Genomic DNA, 16221 nt, shown 5'->3' on the forward strand with positions numbered 1-16221 from the left:
GTCAGCGCCTCTCCCCGTCGTCGCTGCCCGGGGCAGCGGTGCCGAACAGCTTCACGAAGACGAAGGCGATGATCGCCACGGTGATGAAGATCAGCACCGACATCGTCGAGCCGATGCCGAGGTTGAGACCCCGGATCAGGTTGTTGTAGGCGAGCATCGACACCGACGACGTCTCGTTGCCTCCGGCGGTCAACACGAAGATGTTGTCGAAGACCCGGAACGCGTCCAGGGTGCGGAACAGCAACGCGACCAGGATCGCCGGCTTCATCACCGGCAGCATCACCTTGGTGAACTTCTGCCAGGCGGTCGCGCCGTCGGTGGAGGCCGCCTTGAGCAGGTCCTCCGGGACCAGCGCCAGCCCGGCCATCAGCAGCAGCGCCATGAACGGGGTGGTCTTCCAGATCTCCGCCAGCATGATGATCGCCAGGGAGCTGGCCCGCTCGGTGAGCGGCGCGCCGTCGCTGAACAGGTCGGCCAGGTAGCCGGTGCCGGGCGTCCAGGCGTACCGCCAGGAGAACGCGGCGACCACCGTGACGATCCCGTACGGGATCAGCGCCGAGGTCCGGACCAGACCGCGCCCGACGATGGTGCGGTGCATGATGATCGCCAGGCCCATGCCGAGCACCAGCTCGATGGCGACGGTGACCACCGTGATCAGCATGGTCACCCCGAACGCGGTCCACCAGAACTCGTTGGTGAGCACTGTGACGTAGTTCTCCAGCCCGATGAACTCACGCTGGTCGGGGAAGCGCAGGTCGAAGCGCTGCAACGACAGCCAGACCGAGTAGATGATCGGGTACGCGGTCACCGCGATCATGACCAGCGCGGCCGGCGCGCAGAGCAGCAGACCGAGGCGGCGTTCGGCCTTCTTGTTCTCGCTCAACGGGGGCTTGCGACGGCTGCCGCGTTGCTTCGGTACGGAGGCGGGCCGCTGGGTCTCCTCGGCGGCGACTTCGGCGCCGGTCGGTGTGGCGTTGATACTCACGGCAGGACCCCCTTGGACTGGAGGGCGTCGGCGATGGCGTCGCGCAGCTCATCGGCGGTCTGCTGCGGACGAATGTCGGACGGCGGCGACAGGATCGCCGACATCACTGTGGAGATGCTCTGGTAGGCGGGGGTCAGCGGACGCGTCGCCGGTTCCTTCAGCTCCTCCAGGATGGTGTCCTTCATCGGGTACGCCTCGGTCATCTCCGGGTCGTCGAAGACCGCCTCGATGGTCGGCGGCACACCGTCGTTGATGGCGGAGAACTTCTGGTGCTCGGCGCTGCGGATGCACCGGGCCGCCTCGAAGGACTGCTCCGGGTGCTTGGAGTAGGAGCTGACCGCCAGGTTGACCCCACCGATGGTGACCTTGCTGGGGGTGCCCTCGTCGATGCCCGGGATCCGAGCCCAGCCGACCTGCTTGGCCAGGTCCGGGTTCGCCTCCTGGAGAGCCGGGTAGACGAACGGCCAGTTCACCTGGAACGCGCCCTCGCCGGACTGGAACTCCAGCCGAACCGGGTCCTCGGTGGCGTTGCTGAACGACGGCGAGGTCACGCCCGACGTGGCGAACTTCTTCAGCTGCTCCAACGCCCGGACGGTGCCCTCGTCCATCTCGGCCTTCGTACCGTCGTCGTTGAGGATCTTCCCGCCGGCGCTTTCGGCGAGGGTGTTGTAGAGGACGACCAGACCCTCGTACTGCGCGCCCATGGTGAGCACCTGGTACGGCTTGCCCTGGTCCTTGAGCTGCTGGGCCGCGCTGATCATCTGGTCCCAGGTGGTCGGCGGCTGCGGCACCAGGTCCTTGCGGTACCAGAGCAGCTGGACGTTGGTGTTCTTCGGCGCCGCGTACAACTTGTCCTTGTAGCGGGCGGTGTCCAACGGTCCGGCGAGGGTGCCCTGCTCGACCTCGGCCTTGTCCTGGCCGGTCCACTCGCGGATCCAGTCGGCGCTGGCGAACTCCTGGGTCCAGGTGACGTCCAGCCCGAGCAGATCCATCCCGCTGTCCTCGGCGGCCAGCCGGCGCACCATCTGCACCCGCTGGTCGTCGGCCTGCCGGGGCAGCACCCGGTAGGCGATCTCGTACCGTCCCTGGGCCTGCGCGTTGCAGTCGTCGACGACCTTCTGCAGGTTCTGCTCGGGCGGGTAGTACAGGTTGATCGTCGGTGGGCCACCAGCGTCGTCCGCGCCGCACGCGGCCAGCGGCGCCACGAGTGCCAGCGCGGCGGCCGCCGCGCCCAGCCGTGCTACCGGCCGGCGTCGGTGTCGAGCCGTTTCGGGGTCCGTCATCGCCCTCCCCCTCTCCTCGGCGAAAGACCGGGGAGGGCATCCGTGCCCCGGCGCACGGCGAGCCGATTCCGAGTCGGCGAGCTGCGGAAACACCGGCCCAGATGCTCTGTAGCGGCTACTCTGCCCCACCCGTGAAGCCGCGAAACCTGACTGTTACAGCGGAAGTTCGTCTCGGTATATCGCGAGACCAACTAGCAAGGTAGTATGTGTCGCATGGTAGCGGCGGAGAGCCAGTCCATTGACGACAACGACCGGCAGACCCAACTCCTGCGAGGAGCGCTGGACATGTGCCTGCTGGCGCTGCTGGCACGCGAGCCAGCGCACGGCTACGAGCTGGTTCGGCGCATGGAGACGGCCGGCTTCGGTGCCATCAGCTACGGCACCATCTATCCCCTGCTGACGCGGATGCGCCGCCTCGGCCTTGTCGCTCACGAACAGCAGGTCAGTCCCACCGGCCCGCCGCGAAAGGTCTACGCGCTGACCGCGTCCGGTCGGATCCACCTGGATGCCTGGCAGAAACAGTGGAACCGCTTCACCGACACCGTCGACGCCGTTCTCCGCCCGCTCGACCACAACCCCACGAGGAGTTGACCCATGGACACCATCGACAGCCTTCTGGGCGAAGCCGACCAGGCGTGGCGCGGGTACGGGGTCGGCTCGGCCGATCGGGCGACACTCGCCGCCGACCTGCGCCTCGACCTGCGGGCCGCGGCTGCCGACGGGGGCGATCCCGCGCAGTTGATCGGCGGCGACGTGGCAGGCTTCGCGCGGCGGCTCGCCGATGAGGCTGGCGTCCAGCGGGTGCGCGGCGACTACGGCCGCGTTCTCGGCACCGCGCTGATCGGCGCGGTGCTCGGTGTCGTGCTCGGCTACGGCCTCCTGATGGCGGCCTACCCAGCCTTCGTCCGCATGGTCGACATCCCCCGCTCGATCGACGTACCAGTCCAGCTCGCCGTCGCCGTCTACTACGGCGTACCGGCCGCCGTGGTCGTCACGGGAGCGGTCATCGCGGTGCGGACCCGGCTACGCGACCTGCCCATGATCCGGCGGACGGCTCAGTTGATGAGCGTCCTCATGCCGGTGGCCGGCATCGTCGTCACGCCGATCACCGTCTCCTTCGCCTGGGCCACGGACTACAGCACGGCACCCCCGGTGGTGGTCGCGGAGATCGCCATGGTCCTGGCCGCGCTCGCGGGCGCCACGGCGCTGGCACGCCGCTTGTCACTACGCGAGGCCCGGACCGCCGCCGTCAGCCCGCACCCTGACGCCACCAGAGTCAGACCCGCTTGACGGTACGAGCAGCGCCAGCCTGGAGTATGACAGGTGTAAGCTGCGCGTATGACAGAGCCTCAGCGCCGCTTCACGATCTCCGTCCCCCCGGACGTGAGTCAGATCCTGGAGAGCCAGGGCAACCGCATGGCCAGTGCCTATGTCACCGAGTCGGTGCGTCGGCGCAAGCGGGTGGAGCAACACAAGGAGTTGTTGCTCGCCGCCGGCATCCACGTCAGCGAGCAGGGTGTGGCCGAGGCGCGGGCCCGTCGCCTGGGCGTGGAGGCTGAGTGGTCCCCGGAGCGGTTCGAGGCGGAGCGCGCCAAGATCCGCGCCGCCATGGAGGCCGAAATGAACGGTGATGACAGCGCGCCCCGCGCCGACGCCGCATGACCTCGGAGACGACGCCACCAGTTCGGCTCATCCTGGACCGGTCGGCCCTGCTGGGGTATGCCGTCCTCCGGACTGTGCACGTGGGCGAGCCCGTCCACGAGGTGATTGAGGACGGGGTGCGGTTCGGGGTGCCGGTGGTGGCAGCGACCGAAGCGTTGACCATGGCGACCGGCAAGGACCTGGCCCTGCTGCACAAGCTGCTGGCCCTGACGTCCTGCGCTCTGCTGCCCGAGCAGGCGGAGGATCTACCCGAGCTGACCTTCTGGCAGCGCAGGACCCGCCGTTTCGACCTGGCCGCAGCCGCCGTGGCGGGCCTGACCCACGACGCCGCGGTGCTGACCAGTGAGGGGCCCGGATACTCCGACGGGGTGCCGCTGATCCACTTTCCGGGATGAACGACGGCGGGCCGGCCGTCAGCGCCGGACTCTCGCCCAGGAAAGGAAGCGCTCGGTCATCCGGGCCGGCGGATGATCCGGGTGGAGTTGGGTGAGCTGGTTCGTCGCCTCGTGCATCAGAGTGCCGAGGTAGATCAACAGCGCGGTCCGGTTGGCCCGGTACTCCGTCAGCAGGGCGAGCTTGGCCGGTTGGCAGGGCCACTCGGTGCCACAGTTGCGGCACCGCCACAGCGGGCGCATGGCGACGTGCGGGACGGGCGGGCGGACCACCATCACCGCCACCGCACCGCGGGCTGTTGGTTCATCGGGGTGAGCACATCGACCTCCTCGGCGCGGGGAAGGGGCCGCTCCCGCAAGGGGGAGACGGGAGCGACCCCGTCGGGCAGAGCCCATCGCCGCCATTGCGGCCACCGGCGGACCCGCCACTGGTGACAGTCTGGTGATGACGCGACTACCGTCGATACGTGCTCGCGCCATCCGTGCAGCTCAGCGGTCCAGGTGAGCACCCATGGGGGACACGCCGAGCCAGACTGAGCGAAGGTTGGGGAATCGATGGGAAGCGTCACCGACTACGTACTGGAGGAGTTGCGCCTGCTCCGGGCGGAAACAGGGCTCAGTCAGGACGACTTCGGCAGGGGCATCGGCTATTCGGGTTCACACGTCAGCTCGGTGGAGACCGGCGGACGACCGCCCACGAAGGAGTACATGAGGGCGGTCGACACCCACCACCAGACCGGCGGACGCTTCCTCCGCATGCTCGACGGGTTGGCCCGGCTCGACGCCGAGCCGGCCTGGCTTCGCGAGTGGATCGAGTTCGAGCGGGAGGCGACCACGCTGCGCTGGTTCGAGTTGGCGTACGTGCCGGGCCTGCTCCAGACCGAGCGGTACGCTCGCGCGACGCTGGCCGGTGGCCGGTTCGACCCCGAGGACGTGGACCGGATCGTCGCCTCCCGGCTGGAGCGCCAGGCGATCCTGCAACGCCCGCGCCCGCCGCAGCTCATCGCCGTGCTGGACGAGGCGGTGCTGCGCCGGCCGGTGCTCGACCAGCCGGGCCTCATGGTCGAGCAGTGCGAGCACCTTGCCCAGTTGGCGGTGGCGGAGCATATCCAGGTGCACATCGTCCCGACGGATGCTGGGATGTATCTGGGGATGGGCGGTCAGTTCATCATCGCCGAGATGCCGGACGGCGAGCGCGTGACCTATGCCGACAACCAGCTCACCGCGCAGATGGTTGACGCGTCGGCCGACGTCGCTAAGCTGGCGAAGACGTGGGAGATCGTGCGGAGCGAGGCGCTCCCCCGCCGGCAGTCAACCGAGCTGATCAAGGAAGTGGCGAAGTCATGGGCATGCTGACCCCACAGTGGCGAAAGTCGACCCGGTCCGGCGGCAACGGCGGAGCTTGCGTCGAGGTCGCCGACAACCTGCCGAGCGTGGTGCTGGTGCGCGACACCAAGGACCGCGACGGCGGCACCCTGCACGTCGACCCAACAGCCTGGAAGGCCTTCATCAAGTACGCCAAACAGCACTAACCCGCCCGAGGTCAAGGCCAAGCCAGGGCCCGGTCGATCATGGAGTTGTGGTGCCTGGTTTGGGACTATTCGGGGACTTTGTCACCCACCACAACTCCTTTATCGACGAGGCGTCGTGCGGGGACTCCCCTCCCAACACGCGCGGGCACCCCTCGGGACCAGGCATGCTGGCACGATGATCGCGCGCTTCAAGGACCTCTGCCTGGACGCCAACGACCCGCTCGCACTGGGTGCCTTCTGGGCTCGGATGCTCGACGGGGACGTGGCCGACGCCGGTGACGACGACACCCGGGTGGACCCCCGCTCGGCGCGCTCACCCGCGGAGTCGATCTGGGTGAACAAGGTGCCGGAGCCCCGGATCGGCAGGACCCGCGTACACCTGGATCTGCGGTTGCCCGGCGCGGACCCGGCGCCGCTGCTCGCGGACGGCGCCCGACTGGTCCGCGAGCCGAACGACGACGGCCGGTGGGTGCTGGCCGACCCGGACGGCAACGAGTTCTGCGCGCTCGCGGCCGACGCCGACAGCCGTCCGGGGCCGTTTCAGCTCGTGGTGGACGCGCTCGACCCGGCCGCCCAGGCGAGCTGGTGGGCCGGCGTGCTCGGCGGCACCACCGAGTACGGGTCGACCGACGCGTTGGTGCTCGGGTCCGCCGGCCTGCCCTGGGACCACTGGGTCTTCGACGGGGTGAGCGAGCCCAAGACGGTCAAGAACCGTATGCACTGGGACGTCGAGCTGGCCGACCCGGAGCCGATGGCGCTGATCGCGGCGGGCGCGACGCTGCTGCGGGAGCCGATCGACGAGGCGCACTGGTGGTGGGTGCTGGCCGACCCCGAGGGCAACGAGTTCTGCGCCTTCGCACCACGCCCCACCGGGTGAACGACCGACTACCGAGCGCGGGCGTCGTCGGCTAGCGTTTTCCTAGCGCCGTAGCTGGCGCGTTCGCCGCCGTCGTCGACACGCCTCCGGCCGACCCATGCCTGCCCGATCGGTTGGTAATCGCGGGAACGTCCCACCGCCGCTCCCCCGTTTCGGCAGGATCGTCCCAACGAGGAGGTGCCGTCGTGCAGGACACCCGCGCTCTCGCCCTGACGTTCGAGGTGAGCGGCCTGCCACCGGTCAAGACCGAAGCGTTGTCCATCTTCGCCGCCGGGCATCGGCAGGCGACGAGGGTCCGCACTCTGCTCCAGGCCGCCCTCGCCGCGGCCCAGCGCACCGGCTGGACGCCGTTGCCCGGGCCGATCGAGGTGGACCTGGTGTTGCGCTGCCCGCCCGGGCACCGTACGTCCGACGCCAGCACCCTTCTCGGCGGCGTCTGCGCGGTGTTGCAGGACAAAAAGCGGGTGTCGAGCATCGGCCTCACCCACCTCGGCGTGCTGGTGGATGTCGCGCTCTACGACGACGACCGGCAGATCCGCCGGCTGTCGTACCACGAGGAGCCGGCTGAGGAGTTCTCGTACCAGGTGCGGGTCGCCGCCGTACCGACAGGGGTTTGACCGACGTCCGCGGTGGGGTATCGCGGACGCCGACGAAGGGAGCACCGATGTCGGAGCCACATGTCACGCTCGACCCCCGCGGGCTCGATCCTGTGCAGCAGAAGCTGCGCGGGCCGCTGGAGGAGCAGCTGACCTCGGCGCTTCAGGCGGCCACCGAGCGGGTCCGCTCCGGCTATGCCGGCGAACCGGTCGAGCAGGTCTGCCAGCGGCTGTTGGAGGAGACCCGCTCCGGGTTGCACCCCGACATCGCTGCCGGCTTCAACCCGGACATGGACGAGTTCTGCCGGGTGGCGGTGGCGATCGTCCGGCGCGAGGCAGGCTGAGCCGCAGCGGCTCTCAGTATCGACTGAGCTGGGCGTACGGGCTGAGCACGATGCGTGGTGACAGCGCCGGGTCCAGCCAGTTGAGCACGTCGACCAGGTGATCGTGGGCGAGGGAGACGCAACCGGCGGTGGGGTTGCCGGCGGTGGTGCTGAACTGGTGCAGGAAGATCCCGCTGCCCGCGTTCGGCACCGGCTTCGGCACGTTCGGCGGCATGTTGTAGGTGATCACCGCGAAGTGCGTGTACGCGGGGACCTCCTTCCACAGTGCCTCGCTGGCCCCACCCGGGTTGGTCGCACTGTGCTGGAAGGTGTTGTAGAGAGCCGACGACGGGTTCTCGTTCCACCAGTCACCGTCGACCAGCCGGTGGTACGGGAACCGCACGCCCGGGTCGGCGGCGATGCCGTACATGGTGGGGCCGATCGAGTAGACGCCTGTCGGCGTGGTCGGCACACCCTCGACGTGGTTGTCACTGAAGCCCTTCGAGCCGATTCGGGCGGGCAACGACGCCGAGGCCGGCTGCCAGGTGCTCCGCACCCGCACGAACGCCTCCAGCGTGGCGTAGGTGGTGGTGTAGCTGCTGGCACCGACGATGATCACCTGCTTCGTCTCCGCCGGCAGCGTGGTCAGTGCGCTGGCCCGGTTCTGGGGCTGCCACTTCGGCAAGGGTCGCTGTGGCGGTGCCGTGGCTGCGCGTGCCCGCAGCGAGCCGCTGGCCGCTAGTGCGGGCGCGGCCGGGGCGAGCACGGCCGGGGCGACCAGACCCGCCGCCGCGCCGAGGAGGAGAGATCTGCGCTTCATGCCGCCATCCTGACAGTCGAACCGGCGCGCGGTCTGCCCCGCTCGCCCGTTTCGCGGGCCGGGTCAGGACCGGGTCCGCAACTACCCGGCCCTGACCCTCGGCCGTCCGGCAGGGAAGCGGACAGCTTCAGCACCCCGCCGCGCGGGCGTGACACGACGCCACGCGCCGGAACGGGGTGAGCCAGCCACTTCGCACTCAGCTCCACGGTGCTCACCCGCCGAACGCCGACGCGCCCCGACACACCCCGAAGGGCCGGGAGCGCCGGACCAGGTTAGGCGCGCTCCGACCGGCCGGACAAGCCGCGTCGGACGACCGGCGGCAGGACTGATCCCACGCTGCAAATCGGGCAGATTCGCGTAACGCGACCATGATCGCCGACGCTGTTGGGCTTCGGTACGGTCAGAAGTGGCGCAGCAGGTCCCGGAACGCGGCGAGCCGCAGCACCCCGCCGTCGGTCGGGTCCAGTTCGTCGTCCTCCAGCACCCAGGTGTTCTCGTTCGGAATGAACACCGCGTTCAACCCGGCGGCCCGCGCCGGCAGGATGTCGGACTTCGGGGAGTTCCCGATCATCCACGCGCCGTCCGGCGCGAAGCCGTGCTCCCGAGTGAGCCACCGGTACGTGTCGACGTTCTTCTCGGCGACGATGTGCGCCGCCCCGAAGTGGTGCAGCAGACCGCAGGCGTCCAGCTTGCGCTGCTGCTCCTCGCGGTCGCCCTTGGTGAGCAGCAGCAACTCGTGCCGGCCGGCCAACTCGTCGAGCGCGTCGGCCACCCCGGGCATCAGCTCCACCTGGTGCTCGACGAGGGCCACCGCCAGCCGGTCGATCTCCTGACGTTCGGAGTCGGTGGCCGGCCGTTCGCGCAGCCGCTCCAGGCACTCCGCCAGGCTGCGCAGGAAGACCTTGCTGCCGTACCCGTGCGCCACCGCGTTGGCCCGCTCGATGTCGTCGAGGACGGCCCGCAGCGCGGCCCGGTCCAGGGTGGGGTGGTCCAGCCAGCCCAGGAAGTCGTCGATCACCCGCTCGAAGACGACGTTGTTCTCCCACAACGTGTCGTCCGCATCGAAGATCAACACCTGCGCCTGTCGTCGCGCCGCCACGTCGACCGTCATGCCATGCCCTCCCCGTGCCACCGCCCGCAAGGCCGAGAGACAGGATAGGCGGGAGATCGATGTGAGATCTTGCGGATTTTCGTGAACCGTCGCGGCGCGATCGCCGTCATGCGGACGCGACATCCATGATGATTCCCGCCCAGGTTCGGGACGGCTGTTGAGGAGTACGACATGGTCACCATGAGGTGGGTCACCGGCGCGGCGATGCTGGCCTGCGCCAGCGCGCTGGTGGCGTGCCAGGGCGGTGCGGATCCGACGCCGGGCGCCGCGGCGGGCACGCCGACGCCGTCGGGTGCCGTGACGGGCACCCCGACGCCCACGGCAGCGCCGCCGACCACGTCGGCGGCGGCGGCGACCGACCCGCTGCTCTCCGGCAAGCGGGAGATCACGATCACCCGGGTGCGGGGGTCGGGGGAACCGTTGGAGATCAGCGGGCGACTCGAGGAGGGCAACGACAGCGGCGGTCGCATCCTGTTCGTACCGACACCGATCGGCGGCGACCGGTACGTGATCAGGGCATACGGCACCAGGGACGGCCACCCCGCGAACGACGATCCGTCCTGCTGGCAGGTCAACGGCCTGGACATCGAGCCCGAACTGACCATCGGGGTCGCCGTCTGCGACCAGGACGACCCGATCCAGCGGTTCACCATCATCGCCAAGGGCGACGGCACGTACGCGATCGGCAGCGAGACCCGATTCCTCCAGCACCTCCCCGGCAACGGCCTCATCCTCAAGGAGTTGGGCAACGCCAAGCTGAACACCACGTTCCGGTTCGCCGACAAGGGCCCGGCCGACCGCGAGCCCCTCAACTGACCACTATCGCCTGTGGGCCGTGCCGTGGTCACGGCCACCGCAGCAACCGCTGCGCGATCAGTGCCTCGCGGTCCTCCTGCCCCTCGGGTCGCAGCCGACCGCCGCGGGTGAGCATCACCACGCCGTGCAGCAGGCTCCAACCCACCTCGGCGAGGGTGTCCGGGTCCCGCCCCTCGGCCAGCGGGGTCAGGGCCGCCCGCAGTTCGGCGAAGACCGCCCGCGGCGCGGCCGGCACCCCGTCCACGCCGAGGGCCAGGTCGGGGGTCAGCGCGAGCATCGCGTCATAGACCTCGGGATTCGTGTACGCGAAGTCGAGGTACGCGGTCGCGACCGCCGGCCATACCCCCTCCGGGCTGCCGGTGGTCTCCGCGTGCGCCTCGGCGAGGTCGGCCGCCAGATCGGCGAAGGCGCACACCGCGACCGCGGCGATCAGCGCCTCCAGATCGGCGAAGTGCCGATAGATGTCGCCCATGTCGATCTCGGTTCGTTCGGCGAGCCGCCGGGTGGTCACACCCGCCCAGCCCTCCGTCTCGGCCAACTCTCGCGCGACAGCGACGATGAGGTCACGCCGGTCCTGTTCAGTGGCCTTCTCGGCAGGTCCGGGCACGCCCACGAGCGTAAGCGCGCACACCTGCCGTAGCGGTCGGGTGACAGATTGGCGACTGTTGTGGTGGGGCGAGCTCTCATCGGCGCAGGGTGGTCGCCCGCCGCATGTGCGACAGCTTCTCCGGGTTGCGCACGGCGTAGACCCCGCTGATCAGGCCGTCGTCGATCCGCAGCGCGAGGACCGTGTCGACCGCGCCGTCGAGCCGCAGAATCAGCCCCGGGTGGCCGTTGACGTGGGTGGGGTGCAGCGACATGGTCGCGGTCCTGGCGTGTGTGCTGCACAGCAGGCGGGCCACCTTGTCGGCCCCGGCGACAGGCCGCAGCACGGCCTGCTTGATGCCGCCGCCGTCGCCGAGGAGCACGACATCCGGCGCGAGGACGTCGAGCAGGCCCTGCACGTCGCCGGTTTCGACGGCCCGCCGGAACGCGTCCAACGCCCGCCGCGTGTCCGCCGCCGAGACCATCCCCCGGGGCCGGCGCGCGGCCACGTGCGCCCGCGCCCGATGCGCGATCTGGCGAACGGCGGCGGGACTCTTGTCGACCGCCTCGGCGATCTCGTCGTACCCGATGTCGAAGACCTCGCGGAGGACGAACACCGCCCGCTCGGTCGGCGCGAGTGTCTCCAGCACCAGCAGCATGGCCATCGAGACACTCTCGGCGAGTTCGATGTCGTCGGCGACGTCGGGTGCGGTCAGCAGCGGTTCCGGTAACCAGGAGCCGACATAGGACTCTCTGCGCCGACCGACCGACCGCAGCCGGTTGAGCGACAGTCGGGTGGTGATCCGGACCAGGTAGGCACGCTGGTCGCGCACCGCCGCGAGATCCGCGTCCGCCCACCGCAGCCGGGTCTCCTGGAGTACGTCCTCCGCGTCCGCTGCCGAGCCGAGCATCTCGTACGCGACGGTGAAGAGCAGATTCCGGTGGGTGACGAACGCGTCGACGGCCCGGTCCCCCCGACCGTCCGCGTTCATGATGTCGCCTCCCGCGTCCATGCGCCCTCCAGTCTCACCGAACTCGACCGCGTCGCCCACCAGACACCGGCCTTGCGACTTCTGTGACACAGAGCCTCCGTGCTCCTCGTCACGTCACGAGCTGTCACAGGGCACCGGCCGGCGGTGTCTCCTGTGCGACTCGTGACGGAGGGAAACTCATGGACCTGGCACTGTGGATCGCGGCCGGACTGTTGGCCGCAGTCGCCCTGGCCGGCGGCATCACCAAGACGTTCGTACCCAAGCAGAAGTTGGCCGCACACAACGGCGGCGGGTGGACCGGCGACGCCAGCGTGGGCTTCGTCAAGACCCTCGGGGTCCTCGAACTCCTGGCCGCGATCGGCCTCATCCTGCCCGCCGTGCTCGACATCGCACCGGTGCTGGTGCCGGTGACCGCCATCTGCTGGGTCCTGCTGATGATCGGCGCGATGGTCACCCATCTGCGCTACGGCGAGGCGAGGTTCATCGTGCTGAATCTGATCTACCTCGCGATCGCCGCCTTCGTGGCCTGGGGCCGCCTCGGACCCGAGCCCTTCAGCGGCTGACCTGAGCCCGCTCCTGCCCCGGCTGGCCGACGGCGCCCCGCTGGCCTCGCGCGACGACGTCGTGGACCGCGCTGCGGAGACGCGCAGGGCGCGGAACTGCCGGGGCGGCGCGGCGCTCAGGAGGGCGCGGCAGCGGGGAAGCCGTCGGTGAGCGCGCCGATCACCCGCTGGATCCGGTGGTCCGCCGTCGGGTCGGTGGGACTGGTCAACGCGACGTGGTGCAGCACGCCGACCACCGCCAGGGCCAGTGCGTCGGTGTCGGCGTCGGCCGGCACGCGCCCGCGGGTCTGCTCGGCGGCCAGGTAGGCGGCGACCGCGCGTTCGATCCCCAGCAGCCCCGACATCCCACTGCCCAGGACCGCCTCGACGTTCGCCGTCAACTCCGGCCGGAACGCGGTCAGCCGGGTCAACGCCGTCAGCGTGCCCAGCGGTGTCGCCAGGACGGCCTGGCGCAGGTTGTCGGCGACAGTGCCGGACCCGGCGCGCTCCGGCAGGCCGGCCACCTCGCCGGTGATGTGGAAGACGCGGTCGACCGCGAACCCGGTCAGGAAGTCGTCGAAGTTCGCGAAGTGCGCGTAGAGCAGGCCGGTCGCGACGCCGGCCTCGCGCGTCACGGCCCGGCCGGTGAGCCGGCTCGGGCCCTCTTCAACGACCAACCGCTCGACGGCAGCGAAGAGCTGCTGTCTGAGCGCTGGGATGGCGACTCCGCGCGGCATGGCTGAAGTCTAGGCGGTTCCGCCGCCGTCGTTTGCGTCGGTATGAACAGTCGCTCATACTGATTTGAGCAGATGCTCATTCTAGCGGCGAGGTGCTCGATGCGACGTGCGGTGATCGTGGGTGCGGGGATAGCCGGGTTGGCCACAGCCCTCCGACTCCACCAGGACGGATGGCAGGTCCTCGTGGCCGAACGGGCTCCGGCCCGGCGCAGCAGCGGCTACCTGGTGAATCTGGTCGGGCCGGGCTACGACGCCGCCGAACGCCTCGGCCTGCTCCCCGCGCTCTCCGCCGCCGACCTGGGCCCGTTCACCACAGTGCTCGTCCACGCCGACGGTCGGCCCAAGTTCACAGTGCCGTCCGCCATCGCCGAGGCCGCACTCGGCAAGCGGGCCCTCTCGGTGTTCCGCGGCGACCTGGAAGCCAGCCTCTTCGAAGCGGTGCGGGACCGGGTCGACATCCGCTTCGGCACCACCGTCACGTCCGTCGAACAGGACACCGACCGCGTACGCGTGGAGTTGAGCGACGGCACCACCGAGCAGGCCGACCTGCTGGTGGGTGCCGACGGGGTGCACTCCACCACCCGTACCGAAGTGTTCGGCCCCGACTTCCGGGTGGACTTCCCGTACCTCGTGGCCGCCTTCCCGCTGCCCCACCCGGTGCCCGGCGTGCCCGAGTCGTCCGCCACCACCCACATCGGTCCCGGGCGCACCGCGGCGATGATCAACCTGGGCCCGCAGCGGTCGTCGGCGTTCTTCACCTACCGCAGCGCGGAGCCCGCCACCGACCTGCGACAAGGTCCGGTCGACGCGCTGCGGGCCGCATTCGGAGATCTGGCGGGTGGCGTGCCCGACGCGATCGACCATCTTGCGCAGGACCCGGCCAGCGCCTACTTCGACGCCGTCAGCCAGGTGGTCATGCCACGCTGGAGCACCGGCCGCGTCGTCCTGCTCGGAGACGCGGCGTGGTGCGTGACGCTCTTCGCCGGACACGGCGCGGCCCTCGCCCTCGCCGGCGCCGACCACCTCGGCACCGCCCTGCGACGGCACGCCGACGACCTGCCGGCAGCACTCGCCGAGTGGGAGGCCGGACTACGCCCCGAGGTCGGCAAACGACAGGCACTCGCCCGCCGGGGCATGGCCCAGTACGCGCCACCCAGCCGATTCCACGTCTGGATGAGCGACCTGACCATCAGGGCGGTCACCCTGCCCGGCATCAGCAATCTCGTCCGGCGAGGTATCGAACGGGCGAACCGCTGAGCGGTGCCCCGCGTCACATCGGTTGACTTGAAGCGCTTCAAGTTGGGGACGCTTCATCCATGGCAGCGACGAGGGAAGGCCGGGAACGGGCGGAAGGGCCACTGACCATCCAGGAGATGGCACAGCGGTCGGGCTTCAGCGAGCCGACGCTGCGCTACTACGAGAAGGTCGGCCTGCTCGGTGTGGTGCCCCGCGACGACAGCAGCGGCCACCGCCGCTACCACAGCCCACTCGCCGAGCGGGTCGACGCCCTCGCTTGCCTGCGGTCGTCCGGAATGAGCGTCGCGGACATGCGCCGGTACCTGACGCTGCTCGACGCGGGCGACCGGGCGGCCGCCGCCGAACAGCGCGACCTCTTCGCCCGGCACGCCGACCGGCTGTCCGCCGAGATCGAGCGGCTACGGACACGCCAGGCGTACCTGCGCGCCAAGTCGGACATGTGGGATGCCCGGCACCGAGGCGACACCACTGCCGAGACCCGCGCGGTCGAGCAGGTGCAACGCGCCCTCAAGGATTTCTGAGCAACGATGGGAAACACCATGTCGAACGATCTTCAACTACGTTCCACCGACGATGCAGTGGTACTGGTGACCGGTGGGACAGGTCATCTTGGCGGGCACTCCGTCTCCCGACTGCTCGACGAGGGCTACCGGGTGCGGGTCACCGTCCGCGAGCCGGGCCAGAGCGACGAGGTGCTCGACCGGGTCCGGCAGGCGGGCACGAACCCGGACGGCCGGGTCGAGTTCCGCACCGCGGCCCTCTCCGCCGACGAAGGCTGGGCCGAAGCGGTAGCCGGAGCGCGGTACGTGCTGCACCACGCGTCACCGTTCCCGTTCATCCCACCCGAGAACGACGACGAGGTGATCCGGCCGGCCCGCGACGGAGCGCTGCGCGTCCTGCGGGCCGCCCGCGAGGTCGGGGTACGCCGGGTGGTGCTGACCTCGTCGTACGCGGCGGTGGGCTACACCGTGAGGCCCGACGGCCGCTACACCGAGGCGGACTGGACGAACGTGGACGACGACATCCCGGCGTACCACCGCTCGAAGACGCTCGCCGAACGCGCGGCCTGGGACCACGTCCGGAACAACGGCGGCGTCGAGCTGAGCGTCGTCAACCCGACCGGCATCTTCGGCCCCCTGCTCGGATCGCGGGTGTCCGCCTCCACCGGCCTGGTGCAGGCATTCCTGCAAGGGGCGATGCCGGTCGTACCCCGGATGTACTTCGGGGTGGTCGACGTCCGGGACGTGGTCGACCTGCACCTGCGCGCGATGCTGCACCCGGACGCCGCCGGCGAACGGTTCATCGGTGTCGGCGGGCCGTCGATCAGCTTCCTCGATCTGGCGACGATGCTCGCGCGGCACCTGCCGAGCCTGGCCGATCGGGTGCCGACCCGGGAGTTGAGCGACGACGAGGTCCGGGAGGCCGCGAAGACGGAGCCGGCGCTCCGCGAGGCCGCCGCCCTCCAGGGTCAGGTGCCGGTGATCAGCAACGACAAGGCCTGTAGCGTCCTCGGCTGGCGGCCCCGTCCGGTGGAAAGCACCATCACCGACACCGCCGACAGCCTCATCAAGCTCGGCGTGGTCACCACCTGACGCAGCCCACGCCAGCGATTCGCCGCACCCGCATGATCGTGCTCGATCCATGGTGTAGTGGTGTCGCTGGCGCTGGGAGGCCACTAGATCCTGGATCGAGCACGATCATGCCGGGCCGG

22 protein-coding genes are annotated in these 16221 nt (G+C 70.0%); 14 read left to right on the top strand and 8 right to left on the bottom strand.

Going from position 1 to position 16221, the window contains the following annotated elements:
- Window position 1: 1 nt before the first annotated feature.
- Window positions 2-985: a sugar ABC transporter permease gene (locus tag ACFYPG_RS06705; protein WP_355008402.1), complete on the bottom strand. Its 984-nt coding sequence runs from the start codon at window positions 983-985 to the stop codon at window positions 2-4.
- Window positions 982-2268, bottom strand: a complete 1287-nt coding sequence (locus tag ACFYPG_RS06710) for an ABC transporter substrate-binding protein (protein WP_355008403.1) — start codon at window positions 2266-2268, stop codon at window positions 982-984. The genes ACFYPG_RS06705 and ACFYPG_RS06710 overlap by 4 nt, the downstream gene beginning before the upstream one ends.
- Window positions 2269-2481: 213 nt before the next feature.
- Here ACFYPG_RS06710 and ACFYPG_RS06715 point away from each other — a divergent pair, with 213 nt between their 5' ends.
- The 4 genes from ACFYPG_RS06715 to ACFYPG_RS06730 are packed head-to-tail and all read left to right on the top strand — an operon-like array spanning window position 2482 to window position 4325.
- Window positions 2482-2859, top strand: a complete 378-nt coding sequence (locus tag ACFYPG_RS06715; protein ID WP_355008404.1) for a PadR family transcriptional regulator — start codon at window positions 2482-2484, stop codon at window positions 2857-2859.
- A 3-nt stretch (window positions 2860-2862) separates the two neighbouring features.
- Window positions 2863-3558, top strand: coding sequence for a hypothetical protein (locus tag ACFYPG_RS06720; RefSeq protein WP_355008405.1), 696 nt, complete (start codon window positions 2863-2865; stop codon window positions 3556-3558).
- A 48-nt stretch (window positions 3559-3606) separates the two neighbouring features.
- A complete protein-coding gene (locus ACFYPG_RS06725) occupies window positions 3607-3930 on the top strand; it encodes a hypothetical protein (protein WP_355008406.1) in 324 nt (107 codons plus the stop codon).
- A complete protein-coding gene (locus ACFYPG_RS06730) occupies window positions 3927-4325 on the top strand; it encodes a hypothetical protein (RefSeq protein WP_124858603.1) in 399 nt (132 codons plus the stop codon). Before ACFYPG_RS06725 ends, ACFYPG_RS06730 begins: the two co-directional genes overlap by 4 nt.
- An 18-nt stretch (window positions 4326-4343) precedes the next feature.
- Here ACFYPG_RS06730 and ACFYPG_RS06735 read toward each other — a convergent pair whose 3' ends face one another.
- Window positions 4344-4598 (bottom strand): flavin reductase, encoded by a 255-nt coding sequence (locus tag ACFYPG_RS06735; RefSeq protein WP_355008407.1) that lies wholly within the window; start codon window positions 4596-4598, stop codon window positions 4344-4346.
- Between the two features lie 279 nt (window positions 4599-4877).
- On the opposite strand from ACFYPG_RS06735, the gene ACFYPG_RS06740 reads away from it, so the two are divergent.
- The 5 genes from ACFYPG_RS06740 to ACFYPG_RS06760 all read left to right on the top strand — a co-directional run bounded on the left by ACFYPG_RS06740 (window position 4878) and on the right by ACFYPG_RS06760 (window position 7671).
- Window positions 4878-5678: a helix-turn-helix transcriptional regulator gene (locus tag ACFYPG_RS06740; protein ID WP_355008408.1), complete on the top strand. Its 801-nt coding sequence runs from the start codon at window positions 4878-4880 to the stop codon at window positions 5676-5678.
- Window positions 5672-5854 (top strand): DUF397 domain-containing protein, encoded by a 183-nt coding sequence (locus ACFYPG_RS06745; RefSeq protein ID WP_355008433.1) that lies wholly within the window; start codon window positions 5672-5674, stop codon window positions 5852-5854. The genes ACFYPG_RS06740 and ACFYPG_RS06745 overlap by 7 nt, the downstream gene beginning before the upstream one ends.
- A 175-nt stretch (window positions 5855-6029) precedes the next feature.
- Window positions 6030-6731 carry a VOC family protein gene (locus ACFYPG_RS06750; RefSeq protein ID WP_355008409.1) on the top strand — a complete coding sequence of 234 codons (702 nt, stop codon included), beginning with the start codon at window positions 6030-6032 and terminating at the stop codon, window positions 6729-6731.
- A gap of 185 nt (window positions 6732-6916) precedes the next feature.
- Complete coding sequence (locus ACFYPG_RS06755) at window positions 6917-7348, top strand: hypothetical protein (protein WP_355008410.1); 432 nt, start codon at window positions 6917-6919, stop codon at window positions 7346-7348.
- A gap of 47 nt (window positions 7349-7395) precedes the next feature.
- Window positions 7396-7671 carry a hypothetical protein gene (locus ACFYPG_RS06760; protein ID WP_210781930.1) on the top strand — a complete coding sequence of 92 codons (276 nt, stop codon included), beginning with the start codon at window positions 7396-7398 and terminating at the stop codon, window positions 7669-7671.
- Between the two features lie 13 nt (window positions 7672-7684).
- Here ACFYPG_RS06760 and ACFYPG_RS06765 read toward each other — a convergent pair whose 3' ends face one another.
- Entirely contained in the window at window positions 7685-8470 is a 786-nt protein-coding gene (locus tag ACFYPG_RS06765) for a L,D-transpeptidase family protein (RefSeq protein WP_355008411.1), read from the bottom strand.
- A 400-nt stretch (window positions 8471-8870) separates the two neighbouring features.
- Window positions 8871-9581, bottom strand: a complete 711-nt coding sequence (locus ACFYPG_RS06770; RefSeq protein WP_355008412.1) for an HAD family hydrolase — start codon at window positions 9579-9581, stop codon at window positions 8871-8873.
- A gap of 171 nt (window positions 9582-9752) precedes the next feature.
- On the opposite strand from ACFYPG_RS06770, the gene ACFYPG_RS06775 reads away from it, so the two are divergent.
- Window positions 9753-10397: a hypothetical protein gene (locus tag ACFYPG_RS06775; protein WP_355008413.1), complete on the top strand. Its 645-nt coding sequence runs from the start codon at window positions 9753-9755 to the stop codon at window positions 10395-10397.
- 28 nt (window positions 10398-10425) lie between these two features.
- Here the strand turns inward: ACFYPG_RS06775 and ACFYPG_RS06780 are convergent, their stop codons facing one another.
- Together ACFYPG_RS06780 and ACFYPG_RS06785 are read right to left on the bottom strand one after the other, a co-directional pair.
- Complete coding sequence (locus tag ACFYPG_RS06780) at window positions 10426-11004, bottom strand: TetR/AcrR family transcriptional regulator (RefSeq protein ID WP_355008414.1); 579 nt, start codon at window positions 11002-11004, stop codon at window positions 10426-10428.
- Window positions 11005-11080: 76 nt separating this feature from the next.
- The gene (locus tag ACFYPG_RS06785) at window positions 11081-11995 is read right to left on the bottom strand and encodes an RNA polymerase sigma-70 factor (RefSeq protein WP_387350747.1); all 915 of its coding nucleotides are present in this window, start codon (window positions 11993-11995) and stop codon (window positions 11081-11083) included.
- 158 nt (window positions 11996-12153) lie between these two features.
- On the opposite strand from ACFYPG_RS06785, the gene ACFYPG_RS06790 reads away from it, so the two are divergent.
- Window positions 12154-12537, top strand: coding sequence for a DoxX family protein (locus tag ACFYPG_RS06790; protein WP_387350749.1), 384 nt, complete (start codon window positions 12154-12156; stop codon window positions 12535-12537).
- 116 nt (window positions 12538-12653) lie between these two features.
- Here the strand turns inward: ACFYPG_RS06790 and ACFYPG_RS06795 are convergent, their stop codons facing one another.
- On the bottom strand, window positions 12654-13253 hold the full coding sequence (locus tag ACFYPG_RS06795) for a TetR/AcrR family transcriptional regulator (RefSeq protein WP_387350751.1): 600 nt from the start codon (window positions 13251-13253) through the stop codon (window positions 12654-12656).
- Window positions 13254-13352: 99 nt separating this feature from the next.
- On the opposite strand from ACFYPG_RS06795, the gene ACFYPG_RS06800 reads away from it, so the two are divergent.
- From ACFYPG_RS06800 to ACFYPG_RS06810, 3 genes are all read left to right on the top strand, one after another.
- Window positions 13353-14510: an FAD-dependent oxidoreductase gene (locus tag ACFYPG_RS06800; RefSeq protein WP_387350753.1), complete on the top strand. Its 1158-nt coding sequence runs from the start codon at window positions 13353-13355 to the stop codon at window positions 14508-14510.
- A 59-nt stretch (window positions 14511-14569) separates the two neighbouring features.
- Window positions 14570-15031, top strand: a complete 462-nt coding sequence (locus ACFYPG_RS06805) for a MerR family transcriptional regulator (protein ID WP_387350755.1) — start codon at window positions 14570-14572, stop codon at window positions 15029-15031.
- A 66-nt stretch (window positions 15032-15097) separates the two neighbouring features.
- Window positions 15098-16102 (top strand): NAD-dependent epimerase/dehydratase family protein, encoded by a 1005-nt coding sequence (locus ACFYPG_RS06810; RefSeq protein WP_387350757.1) that lies wholly within the window; start codon window positions 15098-15100, stop codon window positions 16100-16102.
- Window positions 16103-16221: the final 119 nt, after the last annotated feature.

The organism is Micromonospora sp. NPDC005553 (assembly GCF_042871765.1).
GTDB lineage: Bacteria > Actinomycetota > Actinomycetes > Mycobacteriales > Micromonosporaceae > Micromonospora.

What these genes read in the sequence shown, in the direction of transcription:
- ACFYPG_RS06710 (WP_355008403.1), bottom strand. Translation starts at nt 2,268, where the DNA reads ATGACGGACCCCGAAACGGCTCGACACCGACGCCGGCCGGTAGCACGG.
- ACFYPG_RS06715 (WP_355008404.1), top strand. Translation starts at nt 2,482, where the DNA reads ATGGTAGCGGCGGAGAGCCAGTCCATTGACGACAACGACCGGCAGACC.
- ACFYPG_RS06720 (WP_355008405.1), top strand. Translation starts at nt 2,863, where the DNA reads ATGGACACCATCGACAGCCTTCTGGGCGAAGCCGACCAGGCGTGGCGC.
- ACFYPG_RS06725 (WP_355008406.1), top strand. Translation starts at nt 3,607, where the DNA reads ATGACAGAGCCTCAGCGCCGCTTCACGATCTCCGTCCCCCCGGACGTG.
- ACFYPG_RS06730 (WP_124858603.1), top strand. Translation starts at nt 3,927, where the DNA reads ATGACCTCGGAGACGACGCCACCAGTTCGGCTCATCCTGGACCGGTCG.
- ACFYPG_RS06735 (WP_355008407.1), bottom strand. Translation starts at nt 4,598, where the DNA reads ATGGTGGTCCGCCCGCCCGTCCCGCACGTCGCCATGCGCCCGCTGTGG.
- ACFYPG_RS06740 (WP_355008408.1), top strand. Translation starts at nt 4,878, where the DNA reads ATGGGAAGCGTCACCGACTACGTACTGGAGGAGTTGCGCCTGCTCCGG.
- ACFYPG_RS06745 (WP_355008433.1), top strand. Translation starts at nt 5,672, where the DNA reads ATGCTGACCCCACAGTGGCGAAAGTCGACCCGGTCCGGCGGCAACGGC.
- ACFYPG_RS06750 (WP_355008409.1), top strand. Translation starts at nt 6,030, where the DNA reads ATGATCGCGCGCTTCAAGGACCTCTGCCTGGACGCCAACGACCCGCTC.
- ACFYPG_RS06760 (WP_210781930.1), top strand. Translation starts at nt 7,396, where the DNA reads ATGTCGGAGCCACATGTCACGCTCGACCCCCGCGGGCTCGATCCTGTG.
- ACFYPG_RS06765 (WP_355008411.1), bottom strand. Translation starts at nt 8,470, where the DNA reads ATGAAGCGCAGATCTCTCCTCCTCGGCGCGGCGGCGGGTCTGGTCGCC.
- ACFYPG_RS06770 (WP_355008412.1), bottom strand. Translation starts at nt 9,581, where the DNA reads ATGACGGTCGACGTGGCGGCGCGACGACAGGCGCAGGTGTTGATCTTC.
- ACFYPG_RS06775 (WP_355008413.1), top strand. Translation starts at nt 9,753, where the DNA reads ATGGTCACCATGAGGTGGGTCACCGGCGCGGCGATGCTGGCCTGCGCC.
- ACFYPG_RS06785 (WP_387350747.1), bottom strand. Translation starts at nt 11,995, where the DNA reads ATGGACGCGGGAGGCGACATCATGAACGCGGACGGTCGGGGGGACCGG.
- ACFYPG_RS06790 (WP_387350749.1), top strand. Translation starts at nt 12,154, where the DNA reads ATGGACCTGGCACTGTGGATCGCGGCCGGACTGTTGGCCGCAGTCGCC.
- ACFYPG_RS06795 (WP_387350751.1), bottom strand. Translation starts at nt 13,253, where the DNA reads ATGCCGCGCGGAGTCGCCATCCCAGCGCTCAGACAGCAGCTCTTCGCT.
- ACFYPG_RS06800 (WP_387350753.1), top strand. Translation starts at nt 13,353, where the DNA reads ATGCGACGTGCGGTGATCGTGGGTGCGGGGATAGCCGGGTTGGCCACA.
- ACFYPG_RS06805 (WP_387350755.1), top strand. Translation starts at nt 14,570, where the DNA reads ATGGCAGCGACGAGGGAAGGCCGGGAACGGGCGGAAGGGCCACTGACC.